The organism is Salinigranum marinum (assembly GCF_024228675.1).
Lineage (GTDB): Archaea > Halobacteriota > Halobacteria > Halobacteriales > Haloferacaceae > Salinigranum > Salinigranum marinum.
In genome coordinates this window covers 3,896,342-3,910,799 of record NZ_CP100461.1, presented here as the reverse complement: position 1 = coordinate 3,910,799, position 14,458 = coordinate 3,896,342, and the positions used below count along the sequence as shown (strand labels likewise).

General features: G+C 70.1%; 16 protein-coding genes. 13 read left to right on the top strand and 3 right to left on the bottom strand.

Annotated features, from left to right (window positions below):
- Nucleotides 1-168: 168 nt before the first annotated feature.
- The 10 genes from pyrG (at nt 169) to NKJ07_RS19555 (ending at nt 8,326) form a co-directional block, all read left to right on the top strand.
- Complete coding sequence (gene pyrG, locus NKJ07_RS19600; protein ID WP_318568466.1) at nt 169-1,839, top strand: CTP synthase; 1,671 nt, start codon at nt 169-171, stop codon at nt 1,837-1,839.
- A complete protein-coding gene (gene guaA / locus NKJ07_RS19595) occupies nt 1,839-2,756 on the top strand; it encodes a glutamine-hydrolyzing GMP synthase (RefSeq protein WP_318568465.1) in 918 nt (305 codons plus the stop codon). The genes pyrG and guaA overlap by 1 nt, the downstream gene beginning before the upstream one ends.
- Entirely contained in the window at nt 2,753-3,076 is a 324-nt protein-coding gene (locus tag NKJ07_RS19590; protein WP_318568464.1) for a DUF7126 family protein, read from the top strand. The genes guaA and NKJ07_RS19590 overlap by 4 nt, the downstream gene beginning before the upstream one ends.
- 69 nt (nt 3,077-3,145) lie before the next feature.
- Entirely contained in the window at nt 3,146-3,595 is a 450-nt protein-coding gene (locus tag NKJ07_RS19585; protein WP_318568463.1) for a universal stress protein, read from the top strand.
- Nucleotides 3,596-4,032: 437 nt separating this feature from the next.
- Nucleotides 4,033-4,362, top strand: a complete 330-nt coding sequence (locus NKJ07_RS19580) for a cupin domain-containing protein (RefSeq protein ID WP_318568462.1) — start codon at nt 4,033-4,035, stop codon at nt 4,360-4,362.
- Between the two features lie 110 nt (nt 4,363-4,472).
- Nucleotides 4,473-5,447 (top strand): beta-ribofuranosylaminobenzene 5'-phosphate synthase family protein, encoded by a 975-nt coding sequence (locus NKJ07_RS19575; protein WP_318568461.1) that lies wholly within the window; start codon nt 4,473-4,475, stop codon nt 5,445-5,447.
- Nucleotides 5,448-5,515: 68 nt separating this feature from the next.
- Nucleotides 5,516-6,352 carry an RAD55 family ATPase gene (locus NKJ07_RS19570; RefSeq protein WP_318568460.1) on the top strand — a complete coding sequence of 279 codons (837 nt, stop codon included), beginning with the start codon at nt 5,516-5,518 and terminating at the stop codon, nt 6,350-6,352.
- A gap of 59 nt (nt 6,353-6,411) precedes the next feature.
- On the top strand, nt 6,412-7,332 hold the full coding sequence (locus NKJ07_RS19565; protein WP_318568459.1) for a CopG family transcriptional regulator: 921 nt from the start codon (nt 6,412-6,414) through the stop codon (nt 7,330-7,332).
- Nucleotides 7,325-7,966, top strand: a complete 642-nt coding sequence (locus tag NKJ07_RS19560; RefSeq protein ID WP_318568458.1) for a DUF8135 domain-containing protein — start codon at nt 7,325-7,327, stop codon at nt 7,964-7,966. Before NKJ07_RS19565 ends, NKJ07_RS19560 begins: the two co-directional genes overlap by 8 nt.
- 30 nt (nt 7,967-7,996) lie before the next feature.
- On the top strand, nt 7,997-8,326 hold the full coding sequence (locus NKJ07_RS19555; RefSeq protein WP_318568457.1) for a transcription factor S: 330 nt from the start codon (nt 7,997-7,999) through the stop codon (nt 8,324-8,326).
- Between the two features lie 6 nt (nt 8,327-8,332).
- On the opposite strand, the gene NKJ07_RS19550 is transcribed toward NKJ07_RS19555, so the two are convergent.
- The 3 genes from NKJ07_RS19550 to NKJ07_RS19540 all read right to left on the bottom strand — a co-directional run bounded on the left by NKJ07_RS19550 (nt 8,333) and on the right by NKJ07_RS19540 (nt 10,652).
- Entirely contained in the window at nt 8,333-8,881 is a 549-nt protein-coding gene (locus NKJ07_RS19550; RefSeq protein ID WP_318568456.1) for a hypothetical protein, read from the bottom strand.
- A gap of 55 nt (nt 8,882-8,936) precedes the next feature.
- Nucleotides 8,937-9,950, bottom strand: coding sequence for a DUF8127 domain-containing protein (locus NKJ07_RS19545; RefSeq protein ID WP_318568455.1), 1,014 nt, complete (start codon nt 9,948-9,950; stop codon nt 8,937-8,939).
- Nucleotides 9,951-10,055: 105 nt separating this feature from the next.
- Nucleotides 10,056-10,652: a dienelactone hydrolase family protein gene (locus NKJ07_RS19540; protein WP_318568454.1), complete on the bottom strand. Its 597-nt coding sequence runs from the start codon at nt 10,650-10,652 to the stop codon at nt 10,056-10,058.
- Nucleotides 10,653-10,872: 220 nt separating this feature from the next.
- Here NKJ07_RS19540 and NKJ07_RS19535 point away from each other — a divergent pair, with 220 nt between their 5' ends.
- Genes NKJ07_RS19535 through NKJ07_RS19525 form a run of 3 tightly spaced genes read left to right on the top strand, consistent with a single transcriptional unit; the run spans nt 10,873 to nt 14,426 of the window.
- Complete coding sequence (locus tag NKJ07_RS19535; RefSeq protein ID WP_318568453.1) at nt 10,873-11,694, top strand: PspA/IM30 family protein; 822 nt, start codon at nt 10,873-10,875, stop codon at nt 11,692-11,694.
- A gap of 12 nt (nt 11,695-11,706) precedes the next feature.
- Entirely contained in the window at nt 11,707-13,383 is a 1,677-nt protein-coding gene (locus tag NKJ07_RS19530; RefSeq protein WP_318568452.1) for a glutamate-cysteine ligase family protein, read from the top strand.
- Nucleotides 13,380-14,426 carry a TIGR04024 family LLM class F420-dependent oxidoreductase gene (locus NKJ07_RS19525; protein ID WP_318568451.1) on the top strand — a complete coding sequence of 349 codons (1,047 nt, stop codon included), beginning with the start codon at nt 13,380-13,382 and terminating at the stop codon, nt 14,424-14,426. Before NKJ07_RS19530 ends, NKJ07_RS19525 begins: the two co-directional genes overlap by 4 nt.
- Nucleotides 14,427-14,458: the final 32 nt, after the last annotated feature.

Sequence of the window (14,458 nt, the reverse complement as noted above, 5' to 3'; positions counted from 1 at the left end):
GGTACGACCCGGGCGGCCGAGAAGCTGTCGGGTGAGCGCCGAGAGTCGCTCGAAACTGAACGTTCGTCCATCGTTATCTGTCAATCCCTAACGAAGTGAGGCTCGTGAGCCGGTGTCACGGGTCGTCGGTCCCGAAACGATTTTGAAGAGCGGTTGCGGATGGTCGGTATGCCGAAGGAACCCGAGACAGGGTACGACCCGACGCTGGGTCGGAAATTCGTTTTCGTGACAGGGGGCGTGATGTCCGGGCTCGGAAAGGGGATCACCGCGGCGAGTACCGGCCGACTGCTCGCCAACGCCGGCTTCGACGTGACCGCGGTCAAGATCGACCCGTATCTCAACGTCGACGCGGGGACGATGAACCCCTACGAGCACGGCGAGGTGTACGTGTTGAAGGACGGCGGCGAGGTCGACCTCGACCTGGGGAACTACGAGCGTTTCCTGGGCGTGGACATGACCTCGGACCACAACGTGACGACGGGGAAGGTGTACAAACACGTCATCGAGCGCGAGCGCGCCGGCGACTACCTGGGCAAGACGGTCCAGATCATCCCGCACATCACCGACGACATCAAGCGGCGTATCCGCGAGGCTGCGGAGGGGTCGGACGTCTGTATCGTCGAGGTCGGCGGCACGGTCGGCGACATCGAGGGGATGGCCTTCCTCGAGGCGCTCCGGCAGTTCGCCAGCGAGCAGAACGACGAGGACCTCCTGTTCATGCACGTGACGCTCGTCCCGTACTCGAAGAACGGCGAGCAGAAGACCAAGCCGACCCAGCACTCGGTGAAGGAACTCCGCTCGATCGGCCTGCATCCGGACGTCATCATCGGCCGCAACGAGCAGCGACTCGACGCCGAGACGAAAGAGAAGATCGCGCTGTTCTGTGACATCCCGACCGAGGCCGTCTTCTCGAACCCCGACGTCGACGACATCTACCACGTCCCGCTGATGGTCGAAGACGAGGGGCTCGACGAGTACGTGATGGAGCGGTTGGGCCTCGACGGCGAGGCGCTTCCCGGCCCGGAGCGGGACAACCGCTGGCGCGAACTCGTGACGCGGCCACGCGAGGGGGAGGTCGACGTCGCGCTCGTCGGCAAGTACGGCCTCGAGGACGCCTACATGAGCATCCACGAGTCGCTGAAACACGCCGGGATCGAACTCGGCGTCGAGGTGAACGTCCTGTGGGTCGACGCCGAAAAGATGCGGACGACCCACCGCGACCGCCTCCATCAGGCGGACGGCATCGTCGTCCCCGGCGGGTTCGGCTCGCGCGGGACCGAGGGGAAGGTCGACGCGACGCGGTACGCCCGCGAGAACGCCGTCCCGTTCCTCGGGCTCTGTCTGGGCTTCCAGATGGCCGTCGTCGACCACGCGCGGAACGTCCTCGGGCTCGACGGCGCACACTCGGCCGAACTCGACGCCGACACGCCCCACCCCGTCATCGACATCCTCCCCGAGCAGAAGGAGCTCGACGACATGGGCGGGACGATGCGGCTGGGCGCACACGAGACCGAGATCGAGTCGGGGACCCTCGCTCAAGAGCTGTACGGCGACTCCTGTACGGAGCGCCACCGCCACCGCTACGAGGTCAACCCCGCGTACATCGACCGACTGCAGTCCGAGGGCCTGCGCTTTTCGGGAACGGCCGGCCCCCGCATGGAGATCCTCGAACGGACGGACCACCCGTTCTTCTTCGGGACGCAGTTCCACCCCGAGTTCCGGTCGCGGCCCGACCGCGCCTCGCCGGCGTTCGTCGGCTTCCTCGACGCAGTCCTCGAACGGGCGGACGTCGAACGCGAGCGCGACGACGCGGCCGAGGGCGAGGAGGTGACCGCCTGATGGTCGACACAGAGGCGTTCGTCGAGGAGGCGGTCGCCGAGATCGAGGCGGCGGTCGGCGACGCACACGCCATCATCGCCCTCTCGGGCGGCGTCGACTCGTCGGTCGCCGCCACGCTCGCGTACGAGGCGCTCGGCGAGAACCTCACGCCGGTGTACGTCGACACGGGGCTAATGCGGAAGGGTGAGACCGAGGGGATCCGCGAGACGTTCGCGTTCATGGACTCCCTCGAAGTCGTCGAGGCCCAGGACAGGTTCCTCGACGCGCTCTCCGGCGTGACCGACCCGGAGGAGAAACGCCACGCCATCGGCGAGCAGTTCATCCGGGAGTTCGAGACGATGGCGAGAGAGAGCGACGCCGACTACCTCGTCCAGGGGACGATCTACCCCGACCGGATCGAGAGCGAGGGCAACATCAAATCGCACCACAACGTCGGTGGCCTTCCCGACGTGGTGGACTTCGAGGGGATCGTCGAACCCGTCCGCGATCTCTACAAGGACGAGGTGCGCGCGGTGGCCCGGGCACTGGGGTTAGAGGAGATCATCTCCGAGCGGATGCCGTTCCCGGGGCCCGGTCTCGCGGTGCGGATCATCGGCGAGATCACCGAGGAGAAGCTAGAGGTGGCCCGCGAGTCGTGTCACATCGTCGAAGAGGAAGTCGCCGAGCACGAGCCGTGGCAGGCCTTCGCGGCCGTGATCGGCAAGGCGACCGGGGTGAAAGGTGACAACCGCGTCCACGGCTGGGTCGTCTCCGTGCGCTCGGTCGAGTCCCGGGACGGGATGACCGCCCGGGCGCAGGAACTCCCGTGGGAGACCCTCCAGCGCATCCAGTCGCGGATCACCGGCACGCTCCCGAACGTCGCCCGGGTCGTCTACGACGTCACCCACAAACCGCCCGCGACCATCGAGTACGAATGAGCGTCCGGATCGTGCTCGCGGGGGGCGACGACGAAGGGGTCGCGGCGGCGCTCGACGCCGCCGGGGCCGACGTCAGCCGCATCGACGGGATCGCCACCCGCAACTCCCTCGCCGCGGCAGGGATCGACGACGCCGACGTGTTCGTCCTCACCGACATGACCGACGCGACCGCCATCTCGGTGGCGAAGGACCTGAACCCGGACGTGCGCGTGGTGACGTACGCGACGGACTCGCTGCCCGAGTTCGCCCGGGCACAGGCGGATCTGGCGCTCGATCCGGCGCTTTTCAGTCCCGACCTCGTCGCCGAGGAACTGGCGTAGGCGGGGCGGAACCGGCGCGACGGCGACCGAGGGGTACTTTCTTGAACGCCGTCGGCGAACCCTGAGGCGATGACACTTCTCGTCCCGTTCGACGACTCACCGCTCTCCCGCGCCGCGCTGAAACGCGCGGGCGAGTTCGCGGCGTTCATGGACCGCGAGGTGGTCGCGCTCACCGTCGTCCCCGACGACCCCGACTACGCCGAATCACGTGGCTGGCTGACCGAACGGACGCCTTCGACCGTCGACGCCATCGTCGAGCGCCTCGAGCGGCGAGTCGACGAGATCGCCCCCAACGCGCGGTTCCGGTACGAACCCCTCGACGACGAGGACGACCCCGTCGCGACGACGACGCTCGACGTGGTCCGGAAGGTCCGCGAGGTCGCTCACGAGGAGGGGACGACGATCCTGTTCCTCGGGAGCGAGAACGCCGGTCGGGTCGCGAGCCCGCTGTCGAGCGTCGGCAACCCGCTCTCGGAGGACGCGACGTACGACGTCCACATCGTCCGGCAGGCCGACTGAGCGCGCGAGTCGCCTTTCCTGCGGTCTTAGGCACGGATTAATCCCGTGAATCGGCGTTAATCGGTGTACAACCGGGGACAACTCGGGTTCGGCGTCGGGACGGTTCAAGCCCCTTCGGTCCCGACGACCACGTGCGACGGACACGACGCGAGTCGTCGCAGCCACGTGCGGTGGGCGTCCGGTCGCTGCTCGGCACTTCCGAGGGCCCGTTCGTCGCACGCCGTGCCCGAGCGAGAACGAGTATCGATGTCGCATCCACCCGAAGGGGAGGAGAGGGAGAGCGTTCGGGCCACAGGGGACGCGAACGAGCGCTCCCCCCGGTCGGGCGCACGCGTCCGATCGGAGATGCACGACGGGCGGGCCGGATCGAGCGCCGAGCACTGGCCGACGGAGCGCCCACCCGCACGCTTTTTTTCGACCGCGACGAGAGGGCAGTCGTGACGCTCGACAGACTCGACCTCGCCTCGTTCGACCCCGGCGACGGTGAGGTCCAGACGGGAGAACTGGTCGTGACCGACGACGTGCTGGTGAAGGCGTTCGCGCTCGGACCCGGCGCGACGCTGGATCCACACGAACACGGTGACAGCACGAACGTCTTCCACGTGCTCGACGGGGAAGTGACGGTCCTGCAGGGCGACGACGAGGAACGGGTTGCGGCTCCCGGCGTCGTCCTCCACGAACGCGGCGTCCCCCACGGCGCGCGCAACGACACGGACGACGCCGTGGTGTTCACCGCGAGTCTCTGCCCGCTTCCGGGCTCCGGCTAGACGCCGGCGACGAGGGGGGAACCAACCGAGGCGCAAGGCACAGGGCGCAGGTCGCGTCGTCGCGGGGCGCGAATCCGAACCGACTTACCGCCGCCGTCGAAGGGAAGCGTATGACCGTGCGTGTCTCGACTGGTGGGCGGCTCCACTTCGGCTTCACCAATCTGAGCCTGTCGCACGAGCGACTCTACGGGGGGCTGGGCCTGGCGCTCCGCGAGCCGCGAACCGTCGTCACCGCCGCCCCGACCGACGGCGTCGACTGTGACGACCCTGGCGCCGCCGCGTACGCCCGTCGGGCCGTCTCGCTGCTCGGCGTGCCGGGCGCTCGTCTCACCGTCGAGCGATCGCTCCCGCGACACGTCGGCGTGGGCAGCGGGACGCAGTTGGCGCTCGCCACGCTGACGGCCGTCGCGCGGGCCAACGGCGTCGAACCGGCGGTCAGAGAACTGGCCCCCGACCTCGGGCGCGGCGGTCGCTCCGGCGTCGGCGTGGCGACGTTCGAGTCCGGCGGGTTCGTCCTCGACGCGGGCCACCCGACCGTTCGGTTCACCACGTCGCGGCCGGCGGACGGCGACTGGACGGTCCCCCCAGTGGCGGCGAGCCATCCCGTCCCCGCCGGGTGGCGCTTCCTGCTCGTCCTCCCCGAACTCGACGAGGGCCGGAGCGGGGAGGTGGAGGACGCGAGCATGCGCACCGCCGTCGAACGGGCCGATCCCGTGATCTCGAACCGGATCGCGGGCGTGTTGACGCGGCGCGTGCTCCCCGCCGTCGCGACCGGGAACGCCGAGCGCTTCGGCTCGGCCGTCGAGGAGGTCGGCCGGCTGAACGGCGCGTGGTACGCCGACGAACAGGGCGGGACGTACCGCCCGCCGGTCGGCAAAATCGTGGCGACGCTGTCGGAGACGCCCGCGGTGTTCGGTGCGGGGCAGTCGTCGTGGGGGCCGGCGGTGTACGGCGTGACCGACGCGGCGAACGCCGACGCGGCGGGCGCGGCGGGCGAGGAGGCGCTGGCGGCGGCGGGCGTCGCGGGGCAGGTCCGGATCGTCCGCGGGCGGAACCGCGGCGCGCAGGTCGAGACCGACGACTGACGCGACAGCAGAATCAGATGAGATAGCGCCGGGCGCAGCCTCTTGTACCCTCGATTCGCAGGGGGCGTATGAACACCGTTCCGTTCGGCGTCTCCCGGTTGGACTCGCTCGTCGACGGAGGCGCACCGCAGGGGTCGGTGGTGCTCCTCGCGAGCGAGTCGGGTGCCGGGGGACGGGAGTTTCTCTACACCAGCGCGGTGATGAACACGATCGCCCGGATCGACGAGGAACTGTTCGAGTTGCACTACGGCGAGTTGGCCGGGGACGCGACGCCACCGCCGGAGGTCCACTACGTCTCCTTTACCGCCGACGAGGCGTACCTCACCCGGCAGATGGGCTTTACGATGGACCCCGAACTGGTCGACCGCGCCGCCGAACAGATCCGGTTCGCCGACCTCTCTCGGGAGTACTTCCACCCAAGCCCGGTCCCCAGGGAGTGGTATCTGGGGGAAACGAGCGCGCTCCGTGACCTAGGGACGCGCCAGGAGCACGACGACGTGCTGGAGGCGTTCGGGACGTATCTGTCCGAGCACGCCACCGACAGCCTCGTCGTCATCGACTCAGTGACGGACCTCGTGGCTGCCGTCTCCGACGAGACGACGTGGAGCGACATCGCACTCGTCCTCAAGGGGTTGAGCAAGGCCGCCCACCAGTGGGGCGGCCTGATCCTCCTGTTGGTGAACCGCGAGACGCTCGAGGACGGCGAACTCGGGCTGTTGAAAGACGCCGTCGACGGGACGTTCTGCTTCGAGTGGGAGTCCGGGGGATCCAAGCGCGCGCGGACGATGGTCGTCCAGGAGTTCCGCGGCGTGCTGTCGAGACTCGAAGACGAGAACATCGTGCAGTTCGAGACGGAGATCCACGACGGCGGCTTCGACATCAGTGACATCCGAAAGATCCGGTGATCCAAGATTCGATAATCGGCGACCAACGTTTAAGCACACCGCGGTGAACCGACACACAGATGGCTGGAAAACAGGGGGACGTGCTACCCGAGACACTCAGAACGTGGGTGGACGAACAGGCGGCGGTGTCCGGCGAGGACACCGACGAACTCCTCTCTCGGGCCGTCACTCTGTATCGCCTCGTCGAGGAACACGCGGCGTCGGCGGACGCCGACATCCCCCCCGGCGACGGGTTCGACGACCAACTGACGGGGTTCGACGACCGACTGACGGAGTTCGACGACCGGCTGAGGAGCGTCGATCGCCGCGTCGAGACGGTGGAGGCGGACCTCGACGAGAAGGTCACGGATCTCCGCGAGCGCGTCATTCAGGTCAAGCGTGAGGTCGACGGGAAGGCACCCGCCGACCACGACCACGCCGAACTCCGCGAGCGAGTCGACCGGGCGGGGGCGTCCGCGACGCGGGCGAGCGAGCGGATCGACGAACTCGAAGCGCACGTCGACAGCGGGTTCGAGAACTACGAGGAGATCGCAGAACACCTCACCGACACGACCGACGACCTCGACGAGAAGCTCACCCGACTCGCGTCGGTCGTCGTCGATCTCAGACGGCGGACCGCCGAGGCAGAGCGCGCGCTCGCGACACGCGAGGCCGTGGACGACCTCAAGACGGCCGCCGCCCGACACGGCGAGACGACCGCGAACTGCGACGGCTGTGGGAGCCGGGTCGCGATCGGGCTGTTGACCGAGCCGCGCTGCCCGCACTGCGATGTCCGGTTCGCCGGGGTCGAGCCGTCGCCGCGGTTCTTCGGGTCGGCCACCCTGACGGTCGACGACACCCCGGCGCTGACGGCCGGCGAGCGGCCGACGGAGAACGGCGTGGATCAGGGGAATCAAAACACGACGACCGAGAACGACGCCGGGCGGGACGGCCCGGTCGTCGACACGGCCGAACTGTTCACGGAGACGAGAGATGAGTGAGGGGGGATCCGACGACGGACCGACGGGCGACGGGGGCCGCGACGAGCCGTTCGGCGATCTGAAGCGGCGGCTCCAGGCGCGAAGCGAGTCCGGCGACGGCGCGACCGACCGTGTGGAGCACGCGGGCGTTGCCGACCGTGATGGGATCACCGACACCGACCGCGGTGGGGTCACCGACGCCGACGATACCCGCGAGGGTAGCGGCGCGCGAGGGGCGGACGCCGGCGTCGGCGGGGGAGCCGACGAACTGTTCGAGGAGATGGACGTCACCGACGTCGACGCCGACCGGGTGTGGGAGTCGGTGCTCGACGACGCCGACGACGGGGACGGAGCCTCGATCGACCCCGCGGCGGTCGGGGCCGACAAGAGGGTCGGCACGGACGACACGGCCGACGCGGCCGACGCCGACGAGGGGCACGTCGTCCGGAAGCGCGACCACTGCGAGTCGTGTGAGTTCTTCACCGCGCCGCCGGAGGTGGCCTGCACCGACGAGGACGGCGAGATCGTCGAAGTCGTCGACAGCGAACGGTTCCGCGTCCGCAACTGCCCCGTCGTGGCGGGCCGGATCGACACGGACGGGACCGCCCTCGACGCGAGCGACGGGAACGGAAGCGTCGTCGATGGCTTCGAGTGACTGATGTACGCCGAGTGAAAAGGGTCGGGCATGCAGTTCTGCGACGACTGTGGCTCGATGATGGTCTCGCGGGACGGCGAGATGGTCTGTACCAGCGACGACTGTGAGGCCACGTCCGAGAAGGACGCCGATCTCGCCGCCCAGTACACCTCCACCGAGGCGCAGACCGACTCGGAAGTGATCGAGACGAGCGAGGAGGCGAACTTCGAGGGGAAACCCACGGCCACGGACGTCACCTGCGACGAGTGCGGACACAGCGTGGCGTGGTACACGATCAAACAGACCGCCTCCGCCGACGAACCGCCGACGCGCTTTTTCAAATGCAAGGAGTGCGGCTATCGGTGGCGCGAGTACAACTAACCCCGTTCACCGCCCCCGCCGACTCCACCCGCTTTGCCGCTCGCACGCCGTATCGAGCGCGCGGGCGAGTTCACCGACGTCCGAGAACCAGAGTTCGATCGTCCGACCCTCGTCACGACTGATCCGAACCCCCTCGTCACCGAGCACGTACCGAACCTCGTCGTCGGTCCAGTCGACCCAGCCGCGGCCGAGGTTGACACGGCGGAGGCCTGGCGTGGAGTCGGGCCGGCGGGAGCGCCGCTCGACGGCCGTGATCGAGTCGAGGGGCAGAACGCGCGGGCGGAGGTGCCACGGCCGGACGCGGTACCGGAGTTCGCGCTTTCCGAGTTCGACCTCGAACCGGAGCCGGTTCAAGAGGGGAATCGGCCCGAACAGGAGGAGGGCGGCCAGGGCGGCGACCCACCACGGATCGTTCTCGACGTAGGTGAGCGCGGCCACGAGCAACAAGACCGGGACGGACGAGAGCCCGACGAAGAGCGCGAGCGCCCGGGAGACGAGCGGGACGGTCGTCGCGTATTCGTGTCCAGGGTCGCTCCGGGCCGCGGTCGAGTTCACGGGTACGGATTGACGGTCCGTCGGCTGGGATACAACGTTTTCGCCCGACCAGCGCTCACTCGGGAGTGAACGCGTAGCCGTACGCGGCGAGCGGGAGCGACCCGAGCCAGCCCACGAACAGGAGCGGGAGGGCGAACAGCGCGGCGAACCCGCCGACCGCGACGACCGGCGCGCCCACGCCGACGACGCTCGCGGCGACCGACGCGACGGCCAGCCGCCCCCACGACCGCGAGCGGAGACAGGAGCCGGCGAACAGCCCGAGCGCGGCGACCGTGGCAACGAACGGGACGAGCGTCAGCCGGAGTGCGAGCGACCCGCTCCCCGTGAGCCCCGCGAGCGCCAGCGAGACGACCAGGGTGGCAGCGACGACCGCGAGCGCGTCCCGGTCGCCGATCGGTCGCGCCGTGTCGCGCGAGCGCAACAGCGCGAAGAGCCCGACCGCGGCGACGGTGTACGCCCGGCCGACCGGCGTGAGGACGAAGCCGCCGAACGCCGCGAGGAGACGGCCCGCGAGCGCGCCCTCCGTCCGTGTCTGCACGAGGAAGTACCTCCCGTCGCGGACGACCAGCCCCGGTTCGACGAGCTCCCGCGACCGCACCGTCCCCTCGTCGACGACGCGCTGGGCCGCCGGCGGAGCCGCGGCGTACGGCGTCGCGGCCGCGTCGGCGACCGCCGCGCCCGTCGTCGGATCGAGCCGGATCGTCGCGTGGGTCCGCTCCGCGGAGACGTTCAGTCCGAGTCGGTAGTACCGGCCGTCGTACACCGCGTACGGGGCGTCCATGTCGTCGAGTTGGATGTGCAGTTCGGGCGGGACCTCCCCCGCGAACCGCCCGGTTCGGGCGGCTGTCGCGACCGGCTCCCGGACGGCCGCCGGGTCGTCCGCGAGGCGGGCGTCGAGGTTCACCACGTCCGGTTCGGCGTCGGCGACCACCGCGGGGGCGGCCCCGGGGTCGACCTCGCGGGCGACGTACTCGGTTCGGAGCGAGGTCGCCGTCCCGAAACTCGCGCCGAGGAGGAGGCCGGCGACCAGGAGCGTTAGGGCTGCCGCGTACCGCCGTCTGGGGACCATGCGGGGACGTACCGGTGCGTCGCGGTATCATCGTGTCGGTCGACAGGTACGCGAACGGGCGGCTGGGCGAGGGAGACGACAGGAGACGACGGGAGAGTGGGGGCGTCAGCAGAGCGCCGCGGCCAGAAACGGTGCCACCGCGTCGGCCACCGACTCCGCTTGCCCGACGAAGAAGTGATCCGCGGGCAGTTCGACCACGTCACCGCCCCGCTCCCGAACCGCGTCGACGACCGGTTCCCACTCGACGGTCGTGTCGCGCGCGCCGGCGACGACCTGCGTCGGGACCGCGAGCGACCCCGCCGCCGTCGCCGCGTCAAGGTCGGCGGCGAGCCGGTGTGCGGGTGCGAGCGCGCTCACGGCCGCGAGTTCGGCCCCGCCTTCGGCGGCCGCGAGCAACGCGACGGCCCCGCCGAAGCTGTAGCCGAACAGTCCGACGCGGTCGTATCCCAGTACCTCGCGACAGTGACGGATCGATGCACGGGCGTCGCGGACTTCTCCTGCGCCGTCGGTCCAGGGGCCGTAGTCGATACGGAGGCAGTCGAGTTCTCGCTCGACCAGCGCGTCGCTCACGGCGCGGAGGCGCCCGTCGCTCCGCGAGCCCCCGTGCTGGGGATGGGGCGGGCAGGCGACGACGCACGCCGCGCCCGCGCCGCCGTCGAGCGTCGCGCGAACGTCCCGGACACCGCCGACGACCACGTCCATACGCGGAGGAGGCGGGGAGGGTAGAAAGCTCCTGTGAGCGTGACCCGTGTCGGTGCGCGCACGAGCGACGGGGAGGAATCGGCCGGGCGGGTCGTACCCGGGTGAGCAGAGCGGCGTTCGCCCGACGCCGCCGCGGATCCGTACATTCCCGTCACGCCGCCGAACGCCGCACCGTTCACCCACGTGAGGTTTTAACCCGGGCGTGCCCAAGAGGGGGCATATGGGAATCCTCTCACGCACGTCGTACGTCATCCGGTCGAAGCTCAACGCCATCCTCAACCGAGCCGAAGACCCCTCCGAGACGCTCGACTACTCCTACGAGAAGATGCGGGACGAGCTCCAGCAGGTCAAACAGGGGATCGCGGATCTGACGACCCAGAAGAAGCGACTGGAGATCCAGAAGCGCCGCCTGGAGGAGAACGTCGAGAAGCACAACGAGCAGGCCCGCGAGGCGGTCCGCCAAGACAGGGAGGACCTCGCCCGGAAGGCCTTAGAGAAGAAGCAGTCGAAGATGGAGCAGATCGAGGAGTTGGAGACGCAGATCGCCGGCCTGCAGGAGACACAGGACGGCCTCGTCGAGAAGAAGGACAAGCTCCAGTCGCGCATCGAGGAGTTCCGGACCAAGAAGGAGACGATGAAGGCTCGCTACGATGCCGCCGAGGCCTCCTCGCGGGTGTCGGAGGCGATGACCGGGGCGGGCGACGAGATGGCCGACGTGGGCCGCGCTATCGAGCGCGCCGAGGAACGGACCGACGAGATGGAGGCGCGGGCGGCGGCGATGGACGAACTCGAGGACACCGGCGCGTTCGAGGACGCGCTCTCCGACAAGGACTCGATCGACCGCGAACTGCAGGCCGGCCGCACCTCCAGCGAGGTCGACACCGAGCTGGAGACGCTGAAGGCCGAACTCGGGAAGTCCTCGCCGGGCGAGGAGACCGAAGCCGAGACCGAAGGCGAGACCGAGACGGAGGCCGACACCGCGGCCGACGATCCCGCCGTCGAGGCTGAACTCGAGGAACTGAAGAACGAGGACGACGCCTGAGCGGACGAGCAGATGACACGTGACCCGGCCGGAGGCGGCGACGGTGGCGGCGACGCGGTGACCGAGAGGGAACGAGGCGGCGACGGCGCGACGCGGGAGGCGACGGCGGCGACGGACGACCTCGTCGAGACGGTCCGTCGGTCGCTCGCGTCGGACACGCGGGTGGAGTTCGACCGCCGGGTGGCAGACCAGGCGCTCCGACTGGCGCGCGACTGTCGGACCGGGCGGATCGACACCGGCGATTACGCCGTCGGGCTCGAACTGGAGGCGTACGCCGTCGACGGCGACGGGCGACCGATGGCAGTGCCCCAAGCGGTGTTCGAGGAGGCCGGGTGCGGGAAGGAACTCGGCGTCCACAACGTCGAACTGCACACCGATCCGGACCGGCTGACGGAGACGGGCCTCCGACGGCAGGACGACTCGCTCCGCGAACAGTTCGAGCGGACGCGTGACTCCCTGGCGGCACGCGGCGGCGGGCTCGTCCTCGACGCGATGTGGACCGTCCCCCCGCGGGAGGGGACCGCGGCGTATCTCGGCGGGGCCGACGAACGCGACGGCGTGACGGTCGCACGGAACATGCGGACCGACGCGCGGTACCACGCGCTGGACAACGAGACGCTCCGGCGGGCCGGCGGCGCGGTGAACATCAGCGTCCCCGGCGTCGACCACGACTTCCCGTCGATCCTCGTCGAGTCACTCGCGACGTCGATGCAGCCGCACCTGCAGGTGCCCTCCGGCGAGTCGTTTCCGGCGTACTTCAACGCGGCCATCCGGACGCTCGGGCCCGTGCTCGCGCTGGCGACGAACTCCCCGTTCCTGCCCGCCGACCTCTACGACGCACACGACGGAGACGCCGAACGGATCGTCGACGAGACGCCGCACGAACTCAGAGTGGCGGTGTTCGAGGGATCGATGAACGCCGCCGCACCGCCCGGCGCGGGCAAGGTCCGCGTCCCCCCGGACATCGAGACGCTCGAAGAGGTCGTGACGCGGCTGGTGGCCGACGAGACGTACGCCCCGTTCCTCGACGACCCCGACCCCGACGAGGAGTACCCCGACCCCTACCCCGAGTTGAGCCACAAGCGCGGGACGTACTGGCGGTGGGTCCGGGCGGTGATCGGCGGACAGATCCCGCGCGGGGCCGACGGCGATGACCTCCGGGCCTCCGTCCGAATCGAGTACCGACCCCTCCCGACCCAGCCCACGATCGGGGAGACCGTGTCGCTGTTCGCGCTCGTCGTCGGCTTGCTCCATGGGCTCGTCACGACCGACCACCCCCTCGGGACGCTCCCGTGGGACGAGGCCGAGTCGACGTTCTACCGCGCGGTCGACGACGGCCTCGACGCGGAACTCACGTGGGTCACCGCCGACCGTGACCGGACGACCGACGCCGAACGGATCTACGCCGAGGTGTTCGATCACGCCCGCCGTGGCCTCCGCGACGCCGGCTTCGGCGCGGACGGCGTCGATGAGTTCCTCCGGCCCGTCGAGCGGCGGTACGAGACGGGTCGGACGCCGAGCCGGTGGAAGAAGGCGGCCGTCCGCGCGCGACTCGCGGACGGCGCGTCCCTCCCCGAGGCCATCGTCGGGATGCAACGCGAGTACGTCGAGCGGGCCGGCGGCGACCCGGTCGTCGAGTGGCCGTGGCCGACCGGCGGCGACGGGATCGACCACGGGCGCGGCTCGTGACCACGGACTCCGACGCGACGGACGCGGACGGGACCGCCGACGCCGACCTCGGCGTCCACCTCCCAGTCGCCGCCCAGCCCTCACTCGACGACCTCGTCGGCGTCGGCGTCCACGCGGAAGCGCTCGGCTACGAGCGCGCGTGGCTCCCGGAGACGTGGGGCCGGGACGCGGTGACGACGCTCGCACTCCTGGCCGAGCGCACGGCCGAGATCGGGATCGGATCGAGCCTGCTCAACGTCTACTCGCGGTCGCCGGCGCTGCTCGGGGAGACCGCCGCCACCCTCCAAGAAGCGTCCGGCGGACGGTTCAGGCTTGGCCTCGGACCGAGCGGGCCGGCCGTGATCGAGGGGTGGCACGGTGTCGACTTCGACCGCCCGCTCAGGCGGACCCGCGAGTCCGTCGAGATCGTCAGGCAGGTGCTCGCCGGTGACGTCGTCCGGTACGACGGCGACTGCTTCGAACTCGACGGCTTCCGACTGCGGTGTGCCCCGCCCGAGACGCCACCGCCGATCGACGTCGGCGGGATGGGACCGAAGGCGGTCGAACTCGCCGGCCGGTTCGCCGACGGCTGGCACGCGCTCATGTGCTCGCCCGACGGGCTTCAAAGCAGGGCCGAGGACCTCGAACGCGGGGCCTCGCTTGGTGACCGGTCGGCCGACGACGTACGCGTGACCCTCGTGCTCCCCTGTGCGGTCAGCGAGGGCGACGGGGGCGACCGGGCGCACGAACTCGTGACGGAACACGTCGCGTTCTACGTCGGTGGGATGGGGACGTTCTACCGCGACGCGCTCGTCCGGCAGGGGTACGACGCGGCGCACGATGCGCACGTGGCGTGGGGTGCGGGCGACCGAGAACACGCCGTCGAGATCGTCCGGGGGTTCGTCGACGACCTCGCCGTGTGGGGAACACCCGAGGCGGCGCGGGCGGCGCTCGACCGGTTCTGCGCGGTCGGCGTGGTCGACGAGGTGGCGGTGGCGCTCCCGCGCGGAGCCACCGACGACGACGTCGCGGCGACGGTGGACGCGCTGGCCCCGCGAGCGTAGTCTCGAAAGCAGGAGCGTTTTCACCCGGCCGT

Bases quoted from the DNA above. Each gene is read 5' to 3' on its own strand.
- pyrG (WP_318568466.1), top strand. From the start codon at position 169: ATGCCGAAGGAACCCGAGACAGGGTACGACCCGACGCTGGGTCGGAAA.
- guaA (WP_318568465.1), top strand. From the start codon at position 1,839: ATGGTCGACACAGAGGCGTTCGTCGAGGAGGCGGTCGCCGAGATCGAG.
- NKJ07_RS19590 (WP_318568464.1), top strand. From the start codon at position 2,753: ATGAGCGTCCGGATCGTGCTCGCGGGGGGCGACGACGAAGGGGTCGCG.
- NKJ07_RS19585 (WP_318568463.1), top strand. From the start codon at position 3,146: ATGACACTTCTCGTCCCGTTCGACGACTCACCGCTCTCCCGCGCCGCG.
- NKJ07_RS19575 (WP_318568461.1), top strand. From the start codon at position 4,473: ATGACCGTGCGTGTCTCGACTGGTGGGCGGCTCCACTTCGGCTTCACC.
- NKJ07_RS19570 (WP_318568460.1), top strand. From the start codon at position 5,516: ATGAACACCGTTCCGTTCGGCGTCTCCCGGTTGGACTCGCTCGTCGAC.
- NKJ07_RS19565 (WP_318568459.1), top strand. From the start codon at position 6,412: ATGGCTGGAAAACAGGGGGACGTGCTACCCGAGACACTCAGAACGTGG.
- NKJ07_RS19560 (WP_318568458.1), top strand. From the start codon at position 7,325: ATGAGTGAGGGGGGATCCGACGACGGACCGACGGGCGACGGGGGCCGC.
- NKJ07_RS19555 (WP_318568457.1), top strand. From the start codon at position 7,997: ATGCAGTTCTGCGACGACTGTGGCTCGATGATGGTCTCGCGGGACGGC.
- NKJ07_RS19545 (WP_318568455.1), bottom strand. From the start codon at position 9,950: ATGGTCCCCAGACGGCGGTACGCGGCAGCCCTAACGCTCCTGGTCGCC.
- NKJ07_RS19540 (WP_318568454.1), bottom strand. From the start codon at position 10,652: ATGGACGTGGTCGTCGGCGGTGTCCGGGACGTTCGCGCGACGCTCGAC.
- NKJ07_RS19535 (WP_318568453.1), top strand. From the start codon at position 10,873: ATGGGAATCCTCTCACGCACGTCGTACGTCATCCGGTCGAAGCTCAAC.
- NKJ07_RS19530 (WP_318568452.1), top strand. From the start codon at position 11,707: ATGACACGTGACCCGGCCGGAGGCGGCGACGGTGGCGGCGACGCGGTG.